Below are 14172 nucleotides of genomic sequence, written 5' to 3'. Positions count from 1 at the left end.
GCCAGGGCGATCCGAACCGGACGGCCCGGTTCGGACGGCCCGCCATGGCGCTGCCAGGAATTCCACCCACCCCGGTCTACCGAACCGGCCGGCGGACCGAATCCTCTCCGACGGTCGATTCGGAGACTCAGAACAAGAAACACGAGGAAGACAATGATTGGCCGCTACATCAACGCCTCCTGCTACGCCATCAGCGGAGTCGTCATCCTGGCCCTCGAGATCTCAAAGGGCTGGGATGCCAAAGTGACGCTCATAGCGCTCGCGGCTGTCGCGTACGGGAGTTACATCGGGCTGACGAGGCGGTCCTACTGGATCAGTCCATACGCCTACGTCATTCCGGTCCTGGCCATCTGCTACGCGCTCTTCGCCGGCTAGGTCCGTAAGCGTCAGACGGGACCCATCGGGGTCTGGGATGATTCCGCGGTGAGTGCTGCAAGGCTGCCGGCCGCCGAGGCCGTCGAATCACACATCAGGGCGTTCTTCATGGGGCATACCGTCGAGGTCGTCGACTACGACCTCGGGTCGGACCGTCGAGAGGTACTGCCCGATCTGCGAGTTCTCGTTGTGGAGCCCGGACCCCGCAGCGACAGCTGGGCCTATGTGACGGCCGGATGCTGGGCCTCGATGGAGGAGCACGGGCGCGGACTTGAGTTCGTCATGACCGCACACGTCCGCGACCAGCGATTCATCGAGCTCATGGCGATGACCGCCTACTACCACTGCGGGGGTCGTCAACTCGACCTGGAGCACAGCATGCCGATCGGTGAACCGTGGGTACCGGGTTCGACCTGCGATCACTTGCTGATCAGCCTGCCGTACCTCCACGGCCCCGACCTCGAACACTGCCCGCTGCCTGAGGGGCACGCCCGCATCCTGTGGACCCTGCCGGTGACCACCGCCGAGATCGAGTTCCGCAGGCGTCACGGGCACGACGCGTTGGAGCAGCTCTTCGACGAGGCGGAGATCATCCCCACCGATCCCTTCCGGGCATCCGTCGCCTGAACTCCAGGTCTCCGACGGTCGCCGCTCGTGACGTGTGAGGGACCCGGCACAGCGAGAACGAGCATGGTTGCGGCGGGAGTTTCCCTACCCGGGAGCGGCCGGCGGGGACGCCGGGACGCGCTCCAGGACACCGCCCGCGAAAACGTCGTACAGCGGCAGCGTCTCCAGATGGACGTAGCCGATGTGGCAGTCGCAGAGGGCCAGCGGGCAGGACCGGGGGCGCAACGCGGCACGGTAGGACCCGTCGTAGAGGTTGCCGAGCGGGGCCGGGACGAAGTGGCAGCGGCGGACCGTGCCCGCCCCGTCGACGGAGACCACCGACTCGCCGGTCCGGCACGGCAGTCCGGCGCTGGCGTGCGGGGTCCGGCTGTAGCGGAACAGCGGGTCGAGGTCCGTCCAGAGGGCGGCCTCCGCGTCCGTGTAGGTGTGGCCCTCGGCCGCGTTGACCCAGAGGTAGACATGGTCCGGGAGGTCCGCGCGCAGGCGTCGGGCCGGTTCCAGGTGGTCCGCGAGGCCGACGATCCCCACGCTGTACCGGATGCCGCGTGCGGCCAGGTCCCGGCACTTGGCGAGGAACCGGTCGTAGGGCGTCTGGCCCGGGTGGTACGTGCACCACAGGGCGAGCGTGCCGGGGTCGGCGTCGGTGAGCCAGTCGGTGCGGCAGCTCAGGTTGGTCTGGATCGCCACCCGGCGCACGTGCGGTCGGTGGGACAGTTCCACGAGGGCCCGCCGGTACCAGGAGCGGACCAGCCCCTCGCCCCAGGGAGTGAACAGGATCGACAGGCGGTCCTCGGTCTGTGCCCCGGCCCACTCCGTGAAGCGTTCCAACGCGGCCCGGTCCGAGCGTAGTTGCTCGGTGGAGTCGCGCCGCTTGGCGAACGGGCAGTACGGGCAGTCGTAGTCGCAGGAGGCGAGCGGGCCGCGGTAGAGCAAGGTCAGGTCCATGGTCGCGCGGTCACTTCCGCTCGTAGGCGGCCATGGCCGCCCGGACCGCGGGGGAGAACAGCTCGGGGCCGATCGCGTCCGAGTGCGCGAGGCCTTCCGGGGTGAGGCGCAGTACGGTGCCGTCGTCGGCGAGCCAGCCTCGGTCCGCGAACCGGTCCAGCTCCGCGCTGAAGTGCGCGTCCGGCGCGGTGCCGAACCGGGCCCGGTAGTCGTCGTGGCGCAGTCCGTCCGCCTGGAGGAGGGACTGGAGCAGGTGCCGGCGCTTTGCCTCGTCCGCGTCGACGCGGCGGCCGATCTCGGCCCTTGCGAAGTCCCCGGCCGGACGGGAGACGTAGTCGTCGATGATCCCGCGTATCTCGTGCATGTCCACGGCGTAGTCGAAGGAGTAGTGGAGGTCCCTGGTGTACGACCGGGCGCCGCAGCCCAGCCCGATCATGCCGTCGGTCTGGCAGGCGTAGTCGTCGGCGCCCTGCGGCGGGGCGTCGGCGCGCCGGAACATCCGCATCGACTGCTGGGTGTAGCCGTGCGCGCGGAGGTGGTCGCGGCCCGTCCGGTACAGACGCAGCCGCTGCTCGTCCCAGGCCGGGTCGTCGTCCGTGCGGGCGCGGCGGCCGAGACCGGTGAGGGGGCGGACGTACAGCGGGTAGAGGTAGAGCTCCTCCGGGCGCCAGGCGAGGGCCGCGTCCAGGGAGCGCAGCCAGGTCTCCTCGGTCTGGCCGTCGATGCCGTAGATGAGGTCTATGTTCAGGACCGGGATGCCGGCCTCGCGGACCCGGGACAGGGCTTCCTCCACGTCCGCGCGGCGCTGCGGCCGTACGGCCGCCCGTGCCTCGGAGTCGACGAAGCTCTGCACGCCCAGGCTGAGCCGGGTGGTGCCGCGCTCGGCGAGGACGGTGAGCCGGTCGGCGGTCGCGGTGGCGGGCGAGGCCTCCACGGAGAGCGGTACGGCCTTCAGGTCGGCGCCCATCCGGTGCTCGGCGATGTCGCAGAGCCTGCTCAGCTCGGCGGCCGTCAGGAAGGTGGGGGTGCCGCCGCCGAAGGCCGCCGTCGCGAACCGTACCGGGCCGCTGTCGCCGAGCGCTTCGCGTACGGCTCCCGCCTGGCGTTCCAGGGCGTCGAGATAGGCGCCGGTCAGGCCGTCGGGGGCGCCGATCCGGGTGAAGAGGTTGCAGAAGCCGCAGCGGACCTCGCAGAACGGGATGTGGAGGTAGAGGGAGAGCGTGTCCTTCGGCTCGTCCGCCCACAGGTCGCGCAGCGCGGGGCGGTCGGGCAGCGGACGGTAGGCGGTCTTGTGCGGGTAGGCGTAGACGTAGCTCTGGTAGGGGCGCGACGTGGCCGCGGTGGTCATCGGGCGGCCTCCGCCGGTTCGAGGAAGAAGTGGGCGTACGGCACGGTCCACACGGACTCGTGGCCGAGGCGGTGGCCGGTGTAGCCGTCGTCGCCGTAGGCGGTGCCGTGGTCGGAGCAGACGATCGCGAAGCAGCGGCGACGGCTGCTCGCGGCGGCGAACAGCCGGCCGATGTGCCGGTCGACGTACTCCAGGGCGGCGGAGTGGGTGGCCCGGCTGTCGCCTGCCTCCCGGGTGGCGCCGGGCAGGTGGAACCAGTTCGGCTGGTGCAGCGCGGAGACGTTGACGAAGAGGAACAGGCGCTGCTCGTACGGGAGTTCGCTCACGATCCGTTCCGCGCGGGCGATCTGGTTCTCGAACGAGGCGGGTGAGGTGACGCCGAACTCCGGCTCCCAGTGCGCCTCGTCGAACAGGCCGGGCAGTACCGAGCCCAGCGGGCCCTGCCGGTTGAAGAAGCCGACGCCGCCGACGCACACCGTGCGATAGCCGGCCTTCGCGAGGCCGGAGACCAGGTCGGGGGTGTCGTAGACGAAGGTGCCGGGGGCGGTGGTCTCGCTGCCCGCGAAGCTCGCCGCGAACAGCCGGGGGTGCGGGCCGGGCGTGGCAGGTGTCGGCAGGAACCCGGCGAAGATGGCCTGGTGGGAGGCGTAGGTGAAGCTGCCCGGGGCGTGCCGCTTCTCCCAGACGCCGTCGGGGAGATGACGGGAGAGGTGGGGCAGGCGGCCCACGGCGGCGAGTTCGGCCGCCACGTCGTGGCGCAGGGTGTCGAGGGTGACGAGGAGGATGTCGTGGCTTCCGACGACCTCGTTCATGTCCGGCTCAGCGGCCGGGGCGGGCGAGGGCATGGGGTGTTTCCTTCTGCGGGTGGGGCTGTGTGCTGGGGTGGTGGCGGCGCAGTGCGGCCGTCACCTGGGCGGCGTAGGTGTCCTGGCCCTCCGCGCCGCTGCCGGGCAGTCCGGTGAGCCGGGGCAGGAGGTCGCCGAAGGCGTTCACCTCGCCGACCGCGGCGCGCCGCCAGCCGGTGGCCGGCAGCAGGTCGACGCCGACGCACAGGGTGTGCGGGAAGCAGGCGGCGGCCCGCTCGCAGACGCCGAGCACGTCGGACCACCGGGCGCCGGCCGCCGTCACCGCGGCCTTCGCATCGTCCAGGTCGCCGCGGCGGCCGCCGAGGTGGAGGTTGGTGAGCGGCGAGCGGCTGGTGCGCACGACCGCGTGGGTGGCGCGGCCGGCGACCACGACGACCCGCAGGTCGGCGATGCGCCCTTGCTGGGAGGCCTTGGGCAGCCACCGCTCCAGGTGCAGTCCGTCCGGCGCGAGCGCGTCCACGATCGCCGCGATGTCCGCCTCCGAGGTGTAGCGGCGGACCTTGAGGGAGTTGTGGAGCGTGCCGTCGGACGCGCGCTCCACCGAGGTGGTCGCCCGGATCCGGCCGCCGCCCGCCGACTCCACCGCCAGTACGCCGGAGGCGGATGAGCCGTGCGCGGGCTTCACGAACAGCCGGTGCATCCGGTGCTCGCGCATCAGCGCCCGCACGTCGTCCCAGCCGCGCACCGGAGCCACGCCGGGGCCCGAGGTGGGCGACCCGGGCACCGGCACCCCGGCCGCGTCCAGCACGGCGTGGCAGCGGCGCTTGTCGAAGAGCACGGCCAGTTCCTCCGGGCCGTCGAGCCGCAGACCACCGCGCAGGGTGGACAGGGCGGCGACGAACCCGGCGTACCAGCGGGCCGACCCCGCCACCCGGGTCGGCTCCCCGGGACCCCGCAGCATCCGGTCGACGTCGGCGTCCTCACCGGGCGAGTCGATCCGGACGATCTCCCCTGCGGCGAACTCCGCTCCCCCGGACCGCAGTACGTCCGCCCAGGCCACCACCCGCGGTGCGGGCAGCCCGGCCGTGCGGACGGCGTCCGCGAACAGGGTGACGCGGCGGTTGCCGGGGTTGCCGACGACCGCGAACCGCGCGCCGGCGGCCGGCGCGGGGATGCCGGTCACTCGCCCACGGCGACGTACCGCCACACCGTGCCGTCGTCGTCCTTGTACTCGTCCGCGTCGTCGCGGTCGAGGTCGACCTCGACGCCGGCCGGCTCCAGGGCGCCGCGTACTCGGTCGCGCAGCGGTTCGGTCAGGTAGTTGTGGTGGAGGTCGAGCTTCTTCAGGTGGGTGAGCGGTCCGCCGTCCAGCAGCGCGGTGGCGCCCTCGTCGGTCAGGACGCCCATCGACAGGTCCAGCACCTCCAGCCGGCCGAGCACCGCGGAGCCGGCGACCGCGGCAACCACCTGGTCCTGGATCTCGCTGTTGCGCAGGGCCAGCCGGCGCAGGCTCGGCAGCCGGGTGCCGGACAGGATGCCCTCCAGGTCGGACACCGCGCTGTCGCCGCCGTAGTCGGGGGTGCCCAGCCACAGGTCGAGGTCGGTGAGGGCGGGCAGGTCGCAGGCGCTCACCCCGCGCACCACCTGGGCGGGCAGGCCGCCGCTCTCCATGGTGAGGCGGCGCAGCGCGGTGTGGCGCAGGCCGGTGAAGACCAGGCCCGAACCGCCGCGCACCCCGAACTCCTCCAGTTCGGGGAAGGCTTCGAGCAGCGGGGTGACGTCGGTCTGGTTGATCCAGGAGATCTCGCACTCCTCCATCACCATGTCGCCGAGGAACAGCCCGCGCAGTGCGGGCAGCCGGTCCCGGGCGGCGAGCAGCGCCTCCACGATCCGGGTCGGCGAGGTGTCGTACGCCTCCTGCCAGGCGCCGACGATCAGCGCCCGCACCTCGGTGGTGTCGACGGTGTCGAGGAAGCGGGCGAACGCGTCCGCCCAGTCCTCGTCCGCGTCGTAGACGTCACTGGTGATCCGCCAGGCGACCGAACCGGCGTCCGGCAGGCTGTCGGTCGGGGCACCGGGACCGGGGAAGGTGCGGGCGGGCAGCCGACAGAACCTGGCGAGGTGGTCGTTGATGGTCATGCGGCCGCTCCTGGGACGGAAAAGGGTGCGCTCGGTGGTGATCTCGCATCGCAGTTCTACCAAGCCGCTCTGACAACGCGGTGCGCGGCCCGGTGCGCGGCCCGATGCGCGGCACAGTGGTGCGGCCGTGCCGCCGCCGCAGTGCGAGGGCGACGGGAGGCAGGCAGTCGGCAGGTGTGCCGACCGTCACCGAACGCCTCGCGTTCCGGCGGGTGTTCGGGCAGAGGCGGCCGTCGTACAGCAGGACCCGCTGCTCGATGTCCTGTACCAGGTCTCTGGCGCCCCGCGGGACGACACCCGGAACGGGTCCTGTCCTGGAAAAATTCAGGTGACCGGTCAAAACGGCACTGCTTACCATCGGGCGCTGCGATTCCCGTCTTCTGCCCCTGATCGGTCATAGCGTGAAGTCCCTGATTCCTGGTGTGCTCCGTGACGAGCCGCAGTTCGCTCACCTGTTCATCGGGCAGTCACTGTCGGTGTTGGGAGATCGCGTGTCGTTCGTCGCCGTTCCCTTCGCCGTTCTCTCGGTGAGCGGATCCGCCTCCGACGTGGGACTGGTGACGGCCGCGGGGCTGTTGCCCACGCTGTTGTTCACCCTCGCGGGCGGTGTGTGGGCGGACCGCTTCCAGCGGCACCGCATCATGCTGGTCTCGGACGTGGTGCGGTGCGCGGTGCAGGGCCTCATCGCGATACTGCTGCTGGCCGGCGTCGCCGAGGTTCCGCACCTTGTTGCACTCATGATCGTGTTCGGTACGGCGGACGCGTTCTTCATGCCGGCCGCCACGGGGTTGATGCCGCTGGTCGTCGGGGCTGACCGGCTGCGGGAAGCCAACGCGTTGCGCGGATTCGTCCAGTCCTCAGGGCTGGTAGTCGGTCCGGCCTTGGCCGGGGGCCTGGTCGCGTTGGCCGGCCCTGGCACGGCCTTGGCCCTGGACGCCCTGACTTTTGCGGCCAGTGCCGCGACCCTGGCTCGGCTGAGACCTCGCAGCATGACGCCGGGGACCGTGCAATCCTCCTCTCGGGGAACGTTCCTCGGGGAACTTCGCGCGGGCTGGGAGCAGGTGCGCAGCCGGACGTGGGTGTGGTCGGGCATGGGCGCCATGGCGGTCTACCACGTTGTCGTACTGCCATCGGTGTTCGTGCTGGGGCCTGTGCTGGCCGATGGCGAGTGGGGAGGTGCGGCAAGCTGGTCGGTCGTGACCGTGGGCTTCGGTATCGGCTCCATCGTCGGAGATGTCTGCGCCTACCGTCTCAAGGTGAAGCGGCCGATGACACTCGCCGCCGCGGCGCTCGCCGTGAGTTCCTGTCAGGCGGTCGTCATCGGATCCGGCGCCGGGCTCGTCTGGATAACGGTCCTTGAAGGGGTCACCGGCGTCGCCGTCTCCCTCTTCTTCGTCACCTGGGAGACCGCGCTGCAGACACATGTGCCCGAAGCCGCCCTCTCTCGCGTCAGCTCCTACGACTACCTGCTGTCGGCGGGACTCATGCCGGTGGGTCTCGCGCTCGCCGGTCCGGCGTCCGATTCGTTCGGCGTGCGGCCCACGCTGTACGCGATGACGGTCATCGGGGTCCCCGCCGCCCTCGCCCTTCTCCTTGTTCCAGCCGTACGACGACTCCCGGCCACTTCCGGCACCGACACCGGCACCGGCGGCAGCGGCCACTACCCCTCAGAAGTCAGCCTGCCGTAACGGCCCTCGACCCCCCCGTGGAACACCGAGGGCCGCATCGCCGTGGGAGCACGAACCGCCGAAAGCGGCATGACCGCCGACGGCTGCCCGGCGCCGACGACTGTCGGAAGAGCCGTGCCACGGCGAACCTCCGGGGGCATGCCCGCCACCCGGGCTATCGGCGCCCGGCCGCAAGGCGTGCCTGGCGGGCCGCCTCAGGGTGCCGGGTTAGCGTCCGGACCATGGCCTCTCCGACCGGTTCGCCCTGACCGAGCACTCCCCCACCTTCTGGCGGGTGACGTTCGACAACCCTCCGGTCAACCTCGTCGACCGGGCGTTCACCGCCGAGTTGAACGACGTCTTCACGCGCGCCGAGGACGAAGGCGTCGCGGTCATGGTCTTCGACAGCGCCGACCCCGAGTTCTACCTGGCCCACTACGATCTGTCCGCGAAGGACGAACTGGAGCATGTCCTCGCCCATCCCGAGGAGGTCCATCCCTTCACGGCGCTGCTGACCAGGCTGACCAAGCTCCCCCTCGCGACGATCTCCTCCGTCAGGGGTATCGCGCGGGGTGCCGGCAGCGAGTTCCTGCTCGCCACCGACATGCGCTTCGCCAGCCGGGAGAAGGCCGTCATCGGTCAGTTCGAGATCGGCATGAGCGCCATCGCGGGCGGCGGTCCCGCGACCCGCCTGCCCGGACTGGTGGGGCGGGGCCGGACGTTCGAGATCCTCTACGGCGGCCTCGACCTGGACGGTGCGCGGGCCGAGCAGTACGGGTACGTGAACCGGGCCTTCCCCGACGCCGAACTCGACGGCTTCGTGGATGCGTTGGCGTCGCGCATCGCCTCCTTCGACCTGCAGACCATCAAGGACGTCAAACACTTCGTCAACGTCGCCACGCTGCGACCGGACGCGGAGTTCAAGGATCAGATGGACGCCTTCTGGGCCGCGGCGAACCGTCCGGCGCAGCAGCACGTCGCGCAACAGCTCTTCGCGGCGGGACTTCAGCAGCGCATCGACGTCGAACGCGAACTCCCGCACTGGGTGACGCGGTTCCAGTACCGCCCCGGCTCCGAGCAGCAGTAGACGACCGCCCAACGGTCGTGGCCGACGGCGGCACGTCCTCTGGCCCGACACGTCACCCAGGAGCCACGATGGCACTCGAGATTCCTCCCTTGGTGCGCCCTTCCCGGTTCCGGCGCCGGGTCTGACTGCTCGGTGAGTGTCTCGCCGAGTTCCTCGGCGTGTTCGTCCTCGTCTCCTTCGGCTGCGGAGTGGCGGCCATGGCGGTGGCGGCGCTGCCGGGTTCGGGCCGGACCGCGGGAGCCACGACGAGTTTCGTGGGGGTCGGCGACTGGGTCATGCCCGTGCTCGGCTGGGGCCTGGCCGTCACCTTCGGCATCTACGTGGCGGGCGGTGTCAGCGGCGCGCACCTCAATCCCGCGGTCACCCTCGCTTTCGCGGTGCGGCGGCGGTTCCCCTGGCGCAAGGTCGTGCCCTACGTCGCCGCGCAGGTGGTCGGCGCGTTCGCCGGGGCCGTGCTGGTGTACGCGGTCCACCACGACGCGATCACCGCGCTGGACCAGGCGATGACGGGGCCGAAGACCAACGGCCACTCGTCGGCGGCGTGATCGGAGTCCTGGTCTACGACCTCCCCATCGGTGACGTCCTGCACCTGCGGACCCAGGTGTCCATGCCCCCGGAGATCGGCTGCACCCGCCCGGTGACCAGCGCCCACAACGTGGTGCCCAGCGGTTCACTGCCCTAGAGAGGGGTGGCGAGGGCGGCGTGACCGCCCTCGCCGTCGCCTGTTCTGGCCTACTCCGTGAGGTGCCCGGCCGGGGCCGTGCCGACCGGCCCGTAGATCACCGGGCAGGTTCGTGTGCCGTGCGGCTCACCGTGCGGGGGGCCGCGGGGGGTTCTTCGTCACGTATCTCCGCGAGGAGAACCGTGATGGCGCGCATGATGTCCTCGGTCGCTTCCCTGAGCACGTCCGGGGTGAGCGGCTTGCCGGCGTGCCGGCTCAGGTCCACGGCCGGTCCGGCGACCACATGCACGGGCTGACGGGGTATCAGCCGTACCCGCCGGTCGCCGCGGCCGCCACGCGCGTAGGGCGGCACGATCCGGTGGGCGCCCCACTGCGCGACCGGGATGACCGGTGCTCCCGTCGTCAACGCTATGCGCGCCGCGCCCGTCTTGGCGGCCATCGGCCACATCTCCGGGTCCCTGGTGACGGTGCCCTCGGGGTAGACGGCCACGCACTCCCCCCTGTTCACGGCGTCCACCGCCGCCCGCAGCGCCGTCGCCGCGTCGGCGGTCCCTCGGTGGACCGGGATCTGCCCGGTCCTGCGCAGCATCATGCCGACGAAGGGGACACGGAACAGGGAGGCCTTCGCGAGCAGCCGGGGCGGGCGTCCGCTGCTGTACTGGAAGTGGCCGTAGGTGAGTGGGTCGAGATAGGAGATGTGGTTCACCGCGGTGACGAACCCACCCTCGGCGGGCATGTGTTCGTGCCCGCGCCACCGGCGCCTGACGAGCACGAACAACACCGGTCTCACGATGGCGGCCGCCATGCGGTACCAGACGTCGTAGGGATTGTGCTTCTTGCCCGGCACCCCGGGTCCTCCTTTGTCCTCGCCGCTGTCTTTGCGGCAGCCCTCTCGGCACGCTCCGGCCGCTTCCTACCGGCGGCCTTCGGTGCGCGGGGATCCCGGTGGCCCCGGCCGGATGTCTCACCGGTCGCGGCCGATTTCGCCGGTCAATATACTTGATTGTGCAATATTTGGGAGAGCGCGTCGCCTGTCGCCGGGGCGGTCGGCCGCGCCCGGGGGACGACCGCCCGGTGAGACGGCCGTACCGTACCCCTAAGCGGCCGCTCGGTCCTGCCAGGCCTGTTCGAGGGTTCGGGTGAACGTCTCCGAGGACTGCGCGCCGTTCACGCCGTACCGCCGGTCCAGCACGAAGAAGGGCACCCCGGTGACGCCCAGGTCGGCCGCCGCCTGCTCGTCGGCCCGGACGTCCAAGGCGTACGCAACCGGATCGTCGAGCACCGCGCGCGCCTCCTCCTCGTCCAGGCCGGCCTCCACAGCGAGACCGAGCTGCGTCCGCCGGTCGTACACCGAGCGTTCCTCCGCGAAGTTCGCCTTGAAGGCGAGATCCAGCAACTCGGCCTGCAGGCCCTTGGTCTTGGCGAAGTGTATGAGCCGGTGCAGGTCGAAGGTGTTCCCGAAGACACGCCCGCCGATCCGGAACCCGAGGCCCACCGCGCGCGCCATGGCCGCGGCCTGCTCCTCCCTCTCGATCTGCTGCTCACGGGTGCGTCCGTACTGTGCCGCGACCGCGTCGATGATCGGCACACTGCCGTTCTCCGCCTGGGGGTTCAGTTCGAACGACCGGTGGACGACCTCCACCTGCTCCCGGTGCGGGAAGGCCGCGAGACCTTCTTCGAAGCGCCCCTTGGCGACGTAACACCAGGGGCAGGCGATGTCGGCCCAGATCTCCACGCGCATGTGCAACCTCTTTCCTCGGACGGATGACTGGTGAAGATATGATAGACGACCGACCGTCTACTTGAACGGTCTCCACGTAGAGTTACACCAGCGTCAGCGTCAGGCCCAGGGCCGCGGCCCATGCCTGTCGCCGGGGTGCTCCGCGGTTGAGCCCGTCCTCGATCCGGCCGAAATGGAGTGAGCGAAGGCACCGCCAGCGCGACGCCCGCGACCCCGGAGAGGACACCTCCGGCGACGTTGTGGAATCCCAGCCCCTCGGCACCGAGGGACGGCGAGAGCAGCACGTCGGCCACGGTCAGCAGAAGCAGCGCCATGGCTGCCGCGCAGAAGAAGCCGTACCGCCGCCGGGCCACCCGTATCCACCGCAGCGCGTAGGCCACCAGCACACCCGCGAACGCGGTCACCGTGCCCAGGACGAACTGGACGAACACACCGGTCGAGGCGTGCAACGACACCGTGTTGGACAGCACTCCGAGGAGAACGCCCACGGCCACCGCGTGCGTCAGGGTCAGGGCGCGCGACGGGACGACTCTGCGGCACTGGACCAGGACCAGGAGGCCCACAACCGAGCCCGCGCCGGTACGCGCGACGACGCCTTTCAGGGTCATCAGGTCGGCGACGAGTTCCGGCAGGGGCGCCGATCCCGGGCGGCCACCGAAGCCGCCGTCCTGACGGCCGCAGATCCCGTGCCGTACGACGACGGCGTCGGTCTGCTGCAGCCCGGCCGCCGTCTTTCGGCCGCCCTGCCGCTCGAACCGACGGATCGAGAGCACTGGGTTGGTGCTGTTCAACTCGGACCTTCCGACGGTGGAACCCCACGTCCGGCAGCTCGGCGGATCCGCTGCCCGGCTCGGGCCCGATGCCGAACGGCCGGCTCGAAGCCCCTCCCGGTGGCGGATCCCTCCTCCCCTGCCCCGGGCGGCCCGGGGTCGACGCGGGAGGTGCGGCACCGTCGTGGAGGAGACGTGTGCGCACTCCCCCGAGGTTCACTTCGGATGCCGGCGGTCAGTCCGGTCGCGCCCCGCCCGTGGCGGGCCTCGGCGAGCGGGCCGCGAGGGCTCGGGGCCGCTAGTCGGTCGGTCGTATACTTTTGGCATGGGACGGACGAGTGACGCCAAGCACAAGATCCTCACCGCGGCTCGGACGCTGATCGAGCAGCGTGGATACTCGGCTCTCGGCGTGGCCGAGATCTGCAAGGCGGCAGGCGTCCCGAAGGGCAGCTTCTACTACTTCTTCGAGTCGAAGGAAACGCTCGCCCTCGCCGTGATCGACGAGCAGTGGGCCACGGAACGCCTCGACTGGGAGGCCGTCCTGAACGGCGACGCCGAGCCCCTGCAGCGGCTGCGGCAGTTGTTCGAAGGCATGCGGACACGTCAGCAGGCCGGCCAGGAGGGCTGCGGCTGGGTCCTCGGCTGCATGTTCGGAAACCTCTCCCTGGAGATGAGCACCCAGGTCGACGCCGTACGCCGGCGCCTGCAGAGCATCTTCGAGACGCAGGTGGACCTGGTCACCGCGGTCGTCACCGAGGCGCAGCAGCGGGATGAGGTGACGGCGTCCGACGCGAGCGGTGTCGCCCGTTCCATGGTCGCGCAGGCCGAGGGCCAGGTGCTGTTCGCCAAGCTGCACAACGACCCGGCCCAGCTCAGCACGCTCTGGCCCAACTGCAGCGCCCTGCTCGGTGTGCGGGATCACCCGTCGCAGGCGCAGTCCTGACCTGACGCAGCCCCTGCCGCGGGACAGCCGGCCTCGCCCGTCAGCCCTGGCGTTCGCTCAACCGGTGGGCGTGCGCGGGGTACACCCCGAGGATGCGTACTTCGTCCGAGAAGAACCGCAGCTCCTGGAGGGCGAGTTCGACCCGGGGCTCGTCGGGGTGTCCTTCGATCTCGGCGTAGAACCGGCTCGCGTTCAGCCCGGCACCGATCTGGTAGCTCTCGATCTTGGTGAGGTTGACGGCGCCGCTCGCGAATCCGCCGAGTGCCTTGTACAGCGCGCTGGGGATGTTGCGCACGTTGAAGAACAGGCTCGTCATCGTCGGTTCCGCCGTGAGCGGCAGCGGCGCGGCCTCCCGGGAGAGCACGACGAACCGGGTCGTGTTGTCGGGGTCGTCCTCGACTCCGGACCGGAGCACGTCGAGGCCGAACAGTTCCGCGGCGGCGGGCGGGGCGAGAGCCGCGTGCCGGGGGTCGTTCAGCTCCGCCACCTCACGAGCCGCCCCGGCCGTGTCGTCGCACACCAGGGTGCGCCAGCCGCCCTCCCGCAGCACCTTCCGGCACTGCCCGAGCGCGTGCACGTGGCTGCGGACGAACTCCACCTGGTCGGGTGTGGTCCCGGGCACCCCCATCAGGTCGAACCGGATCGCCAGGAAGTACTCGGCGATGATGAACAGCCCCGACTCCGGTAGCAGATGGTGCACGTCCGCGACCCGTCCGGCCGCGGAGTTGTCCACGGGGATCACCGCGACGTCGGCGGCGTCCAGGGTGACGGCGTCAAGGGCCTGTTCGAAACCGGTGAAGGGCAGCTCCCGGCCCGCCGGATACAACCGGCGCGCCACGGTCGAGGAGTTGGACCCGGGTTCCCCCTGGTATGCGACGGTCGTCACCGTGTCTGAGCCTTCCGCGTATGAATGTCGCTGGGGTACGCCGTGGGCTGCCCGGCGAACCTCGTGCACTGCAGTATGGGCGATCCTTTCCCGGCGGAGCGGACCCGTGGGTGCCCATCTCAAGGGTCGGACGGGGCAGGTGGGGGTACGGAGCGC

General features: G+C 70.9%; 15 protein-coding genes and 2 pseudogenes. 7 read left to right on the top strand and 10 right to left on the bottom strand.

What is annotated here, in order from left to right; genetic code table 11:
* Positions 1-243 precede the first annotated feature (243 nt).
* Both ACFY3I_RS36425 and ACFY3I_RS36420 read left to right on the top strand, forming a co-directional pair.
* The gene (locus ACFY3I_RS36425) at positions 244-375 is read left to right on the top strand and encodes a hypothetical protein (protein WP_365292392.1); all 132 of its coding nucleotides are present in this window, start codon (positions 244-246) and stop codon (positions 373-375) included.
* Positions 376-423: 48 nt separating this feature from the next.
* Positions 424-1002 (top strand): suppressor of fused domain protein, encoded by a 579-nt coding sequence (locus tag ACFY3I_RS36420; protein ID WP_390865270.1) that lies wholly within the window; start codon positions 424-426, stop codon positions 1000-1002.
* 84 nt (positions 1003-1086) lie between these two features.
* On the opposite strand, the gene ACFY3I_RS36415 is transcribed toward ACFY3I_RS36420, so the two are convergent.
* The 5 genes from ACFY3I_RS36415 to ACFY3I_RS36395 are packed head-to-tail and all read right to left on the bottom strand — an operon-like array spanning position 1087 to position 6240.
* Positions 1087-1947 (bottom strand): STM4011 family radical SAM protein, encoded by an 861-nt coding sequence (locus tag ACFY3I_RS36415; protein ID WP_390865269.1) that lies wholly within the window; start codon positions 1945-1947, stop codon positions 1087-1089.
* A gap of 10 nt (positions 1948-1957) precedes the next feature.
* On the bottom strand, positions 1958-3295 hold the full coding sequence (locus ACFY3I_RS36410) for an STM4012 family radical SAM protein (RefSeq protein ID WP_390865268.1): 1338 nt from the start codon (positions 3293-3295) through the stop codon (positions 1958-1960).
* The gene (locus tag ACFY3I_RS36405; RefSeq protein ID WP_390865330.1) at positions 3292-4107 is read right to left on the bottom strand and encodes an STM4013/SEN3800 family hydrolase; all 816 of its coding nucleotides are present in this window, start codon (positions 4105-4107) and stop codon (positions 3292-3294) included. Before ACFY3I_RS36405 ends, ACFY3I_RS36410 begins: the two co-directional genes overlap by 4 nt.
* Before the next feature lie 7 nt (positions 4108-4114).
* Positions 4115-5284 (bottom strand): STM4014 family protein, encoded by a 1170-nt coding sequence (locus ACFY3I_RS36400; protein ID WP_390865267.1) that lies wholly within the window; start codon positions 5282-5284, stop codon positions 4115-4117.
* Positions 5281-6240 carry an STM4015 family protein gene (locus ACFY3I_RS36395; RefSeq protein WP_390865266.1) on the bottom strand — a complete coding sequence of 320 codons (960 nt, stop codon included), beginning with the start codon at positions 6238-6240 and terminating at the stop codon, positions 5281-5283. Before ACFY3I_RS36395 ends, ACFY3I_RS36400 begins: the two co-directional genes overlap by 4 nt.
* 401 nt (positions 6241-6641) lie before the next feature.
* On the opposite strand from ACFY3I_RS36395, the gene ACFY3I_RS36390 reads away from it, so the two are divergent.
* From ACFY3I_RS36390 to ACFY3I_RS36375, 4 genes and pseudogenes are all read left to right on the top strand, one after another.
* A complete protein-coding gene (locus ACFY3I_RS36390; protein ID WP_390865265.1) occupies positions 6642-7928 on the top strand; it encodes an MFS transporter in 1287 nt (428 codons plus the stop codon).
* 274 nt (positions 7929-8202) lie between these two features.
* Positions 8203-8994: an enoyl-CoA hydratase/isomerase family protein gene (locus ACFY3I_RS36385; RefSeq protein WP_390865264.1), complete on the top strand. Its 792-nt coding sequence runs from the start codon at positions 8203-8205 to the stop codon at positions 8992-8994.
* Positions 8995-9119: 125 nt separating this feature from the next.
* Positions 9120-9536 (top strand): annotated as a pseudogene (locus tag ACFY3I_RS36380) (MIP/aquaporin family protein); the annotation flags it as partial.
* A complete protein-coding gene (locus ACFY3I_RS36375; RefSeq protein ID WP_390865263.1) occupies positions 9536-9676 on the top strand; it encodes a hypothetical protein in 141 nt (46 codons plus the stop codon). The pseudogene ACFY3I_RS36380 and the gene ACFY3I_RS36375, both read left to right, overlap by 1 nt.
* 97 nt (positions 9677-9773) lie before the next feature.
* On the opposite strand, the gene ACFY3I_RS36370 is transcribed toward ACFY3I_RS36375, so the two are convergent.
* From ACFY3I_RS36370 to ACFY3I_RS36355, 4 genes and pseudogenes are all read right to left on the bottom strand, one after another.
* Positions 9774-10481, bottom strand: coding sequence for a lysophospholipid acyltransferase family protein (locus ACFY3I_RS36370; RefSeq protein ID WP_390865329.1), 708 nt, complete (start codon positions 10479-10481; stop codon positions 9774-9776).
* A 291-nt stretch (positions 10482-10772) separates the two neighbouring features.
* Complete coding sequence (locus ACFY3I_RS36365) at positions 10773-11417, bottom strand: DsbA family oxidoreductase (protein ID WP_390865262.1); 645 nt, start codon at positions 11415-11417, stop codon at positions 10773-10775.
* Between the two features lie 82 nt (positions 11418-11499).
* The gene (locus ACFY3I_RS36360; protein WP_390865261.1) at positions 11500-11643 is read right to left on the bottom strand and encodes a Bax inhibitor-1/YccA family protein; all 144 of its coding nucleotides are present in this window, start codon (positions 11641-11643) and stop codon (positions 11500-11502) included.
* Between the two features lie 13 nt (positions 11644-11656).
* Positions 11657-12025 (bottom strand): annotated as a pseudogene (locus ACFY3I_RS36355) (Bax inhibitor-1/YccA family protein); the annotation flags it as partial.
* Positions 12026-12512: 487 nt separating this feature from the next.
* On the opposite strand from ACFY3I_RS36355, the gene ACFY3I_RS36350 reads away from it, so the two are divergent.
* The gene (locus ACFY3I_RS36350; protein ID WP_390865260.1) at positions 12513-13130 is read left to right on the top strand and encodes a TetR/AcrR family transcriptional regulator; all 618 of its coding nucleotides are present in this window, start codon (positions 12513-12515) and stop codon (positions 13128-13130) included.
* A 40-nt stretch (positions 13131-13170) separates the two neighbouring features.
* On the opposite strand, the gene ACFY3I_RS36345 is transcribed toward ACFY3I_RS36350, so the two are convergent.
* Positions 13171-14016 (bottom strand): prephenate dehydratase, encoded by an 846-nt coding sequence (locus tag ACFY3I_RS36345; protein WP_365292368.1) that lies wholly within the window; start codon positions 14014-14016, stop codon positions 13171-13173.
* Positions 14017-14172: the final 156 nt, after the last annotated feature.

This window comes from Streptomyces sp. NPDC001068 (assembly GCF_042897315.1).
Lineage (GTDB): Bacteria > Actinomycetota > Actinomycetes > Streptomycetales > Streptomycetaceae > Streptomyces.
The sequence above is the reverse complement of the archived record's forward strand: the minus strand, read 5'-3'. Positions and strand labels throughout refer to the sequence as shown.

What these genes read in the sequence shown, in the direction of transcription:
- ACFY3I_RS36405 (WP_390865330.1), bottom strand. Translation starts at nt 4,107, where the DNA reads ATGAACGAGGTCGTCGGAAGCCACGACATCCTCCTCGTCACCCTCGAC.
- ACFY3I_RS36395 (WP_390865266.1), bottom strand. Translation starts at nt 6,240, where the DNA reads ATGACCATCAACGACCACCTCGCCAGGTTCTGTCGGCTGCCCGCCCGC.
- ACFY3I_RS36350 (WP_390865260.1), top strand. Translation starts at nt 12,513, where the DNA reads ATGGGACGGACGAGTGACGCCAAGCACAAGATCCTCACCGCGGCTCGG.
- ACFY3I_RS36415 (WP_390865269.1), bottom strand. Translation starts at nt 1,947, where the DNA reads ATGGACCTGACCTTGCTCTACCGCGGCCCGCTCGCCTCCTGCGACTAC.
- ACFY3I_RS36410 (WP_390865268.1), bottom strand. Translation starts at nt 3,295, where the DNA reads ATGACCACCGCGGCCACGTCGCGCCCCTACCAGAGCTACGTCTACGCC.
- ACFY3I_RS36365 (WP_390865262.1), bottom strand. Translation starts at nt 11,417, where the DNA reads ATGCGCGTGGAGATCTGGGCCGACATCGCCTGCCCCTGGTGTTACGTC.
- ACFY3I_RS36370 (WP_390865329.1), bottom strand. Translation starts at nt 10,481, where the DNA reads ATGGCGGCCGCCATCGTGAGACCGGTGTTGTTCGTGCTCGTCAGGCGC.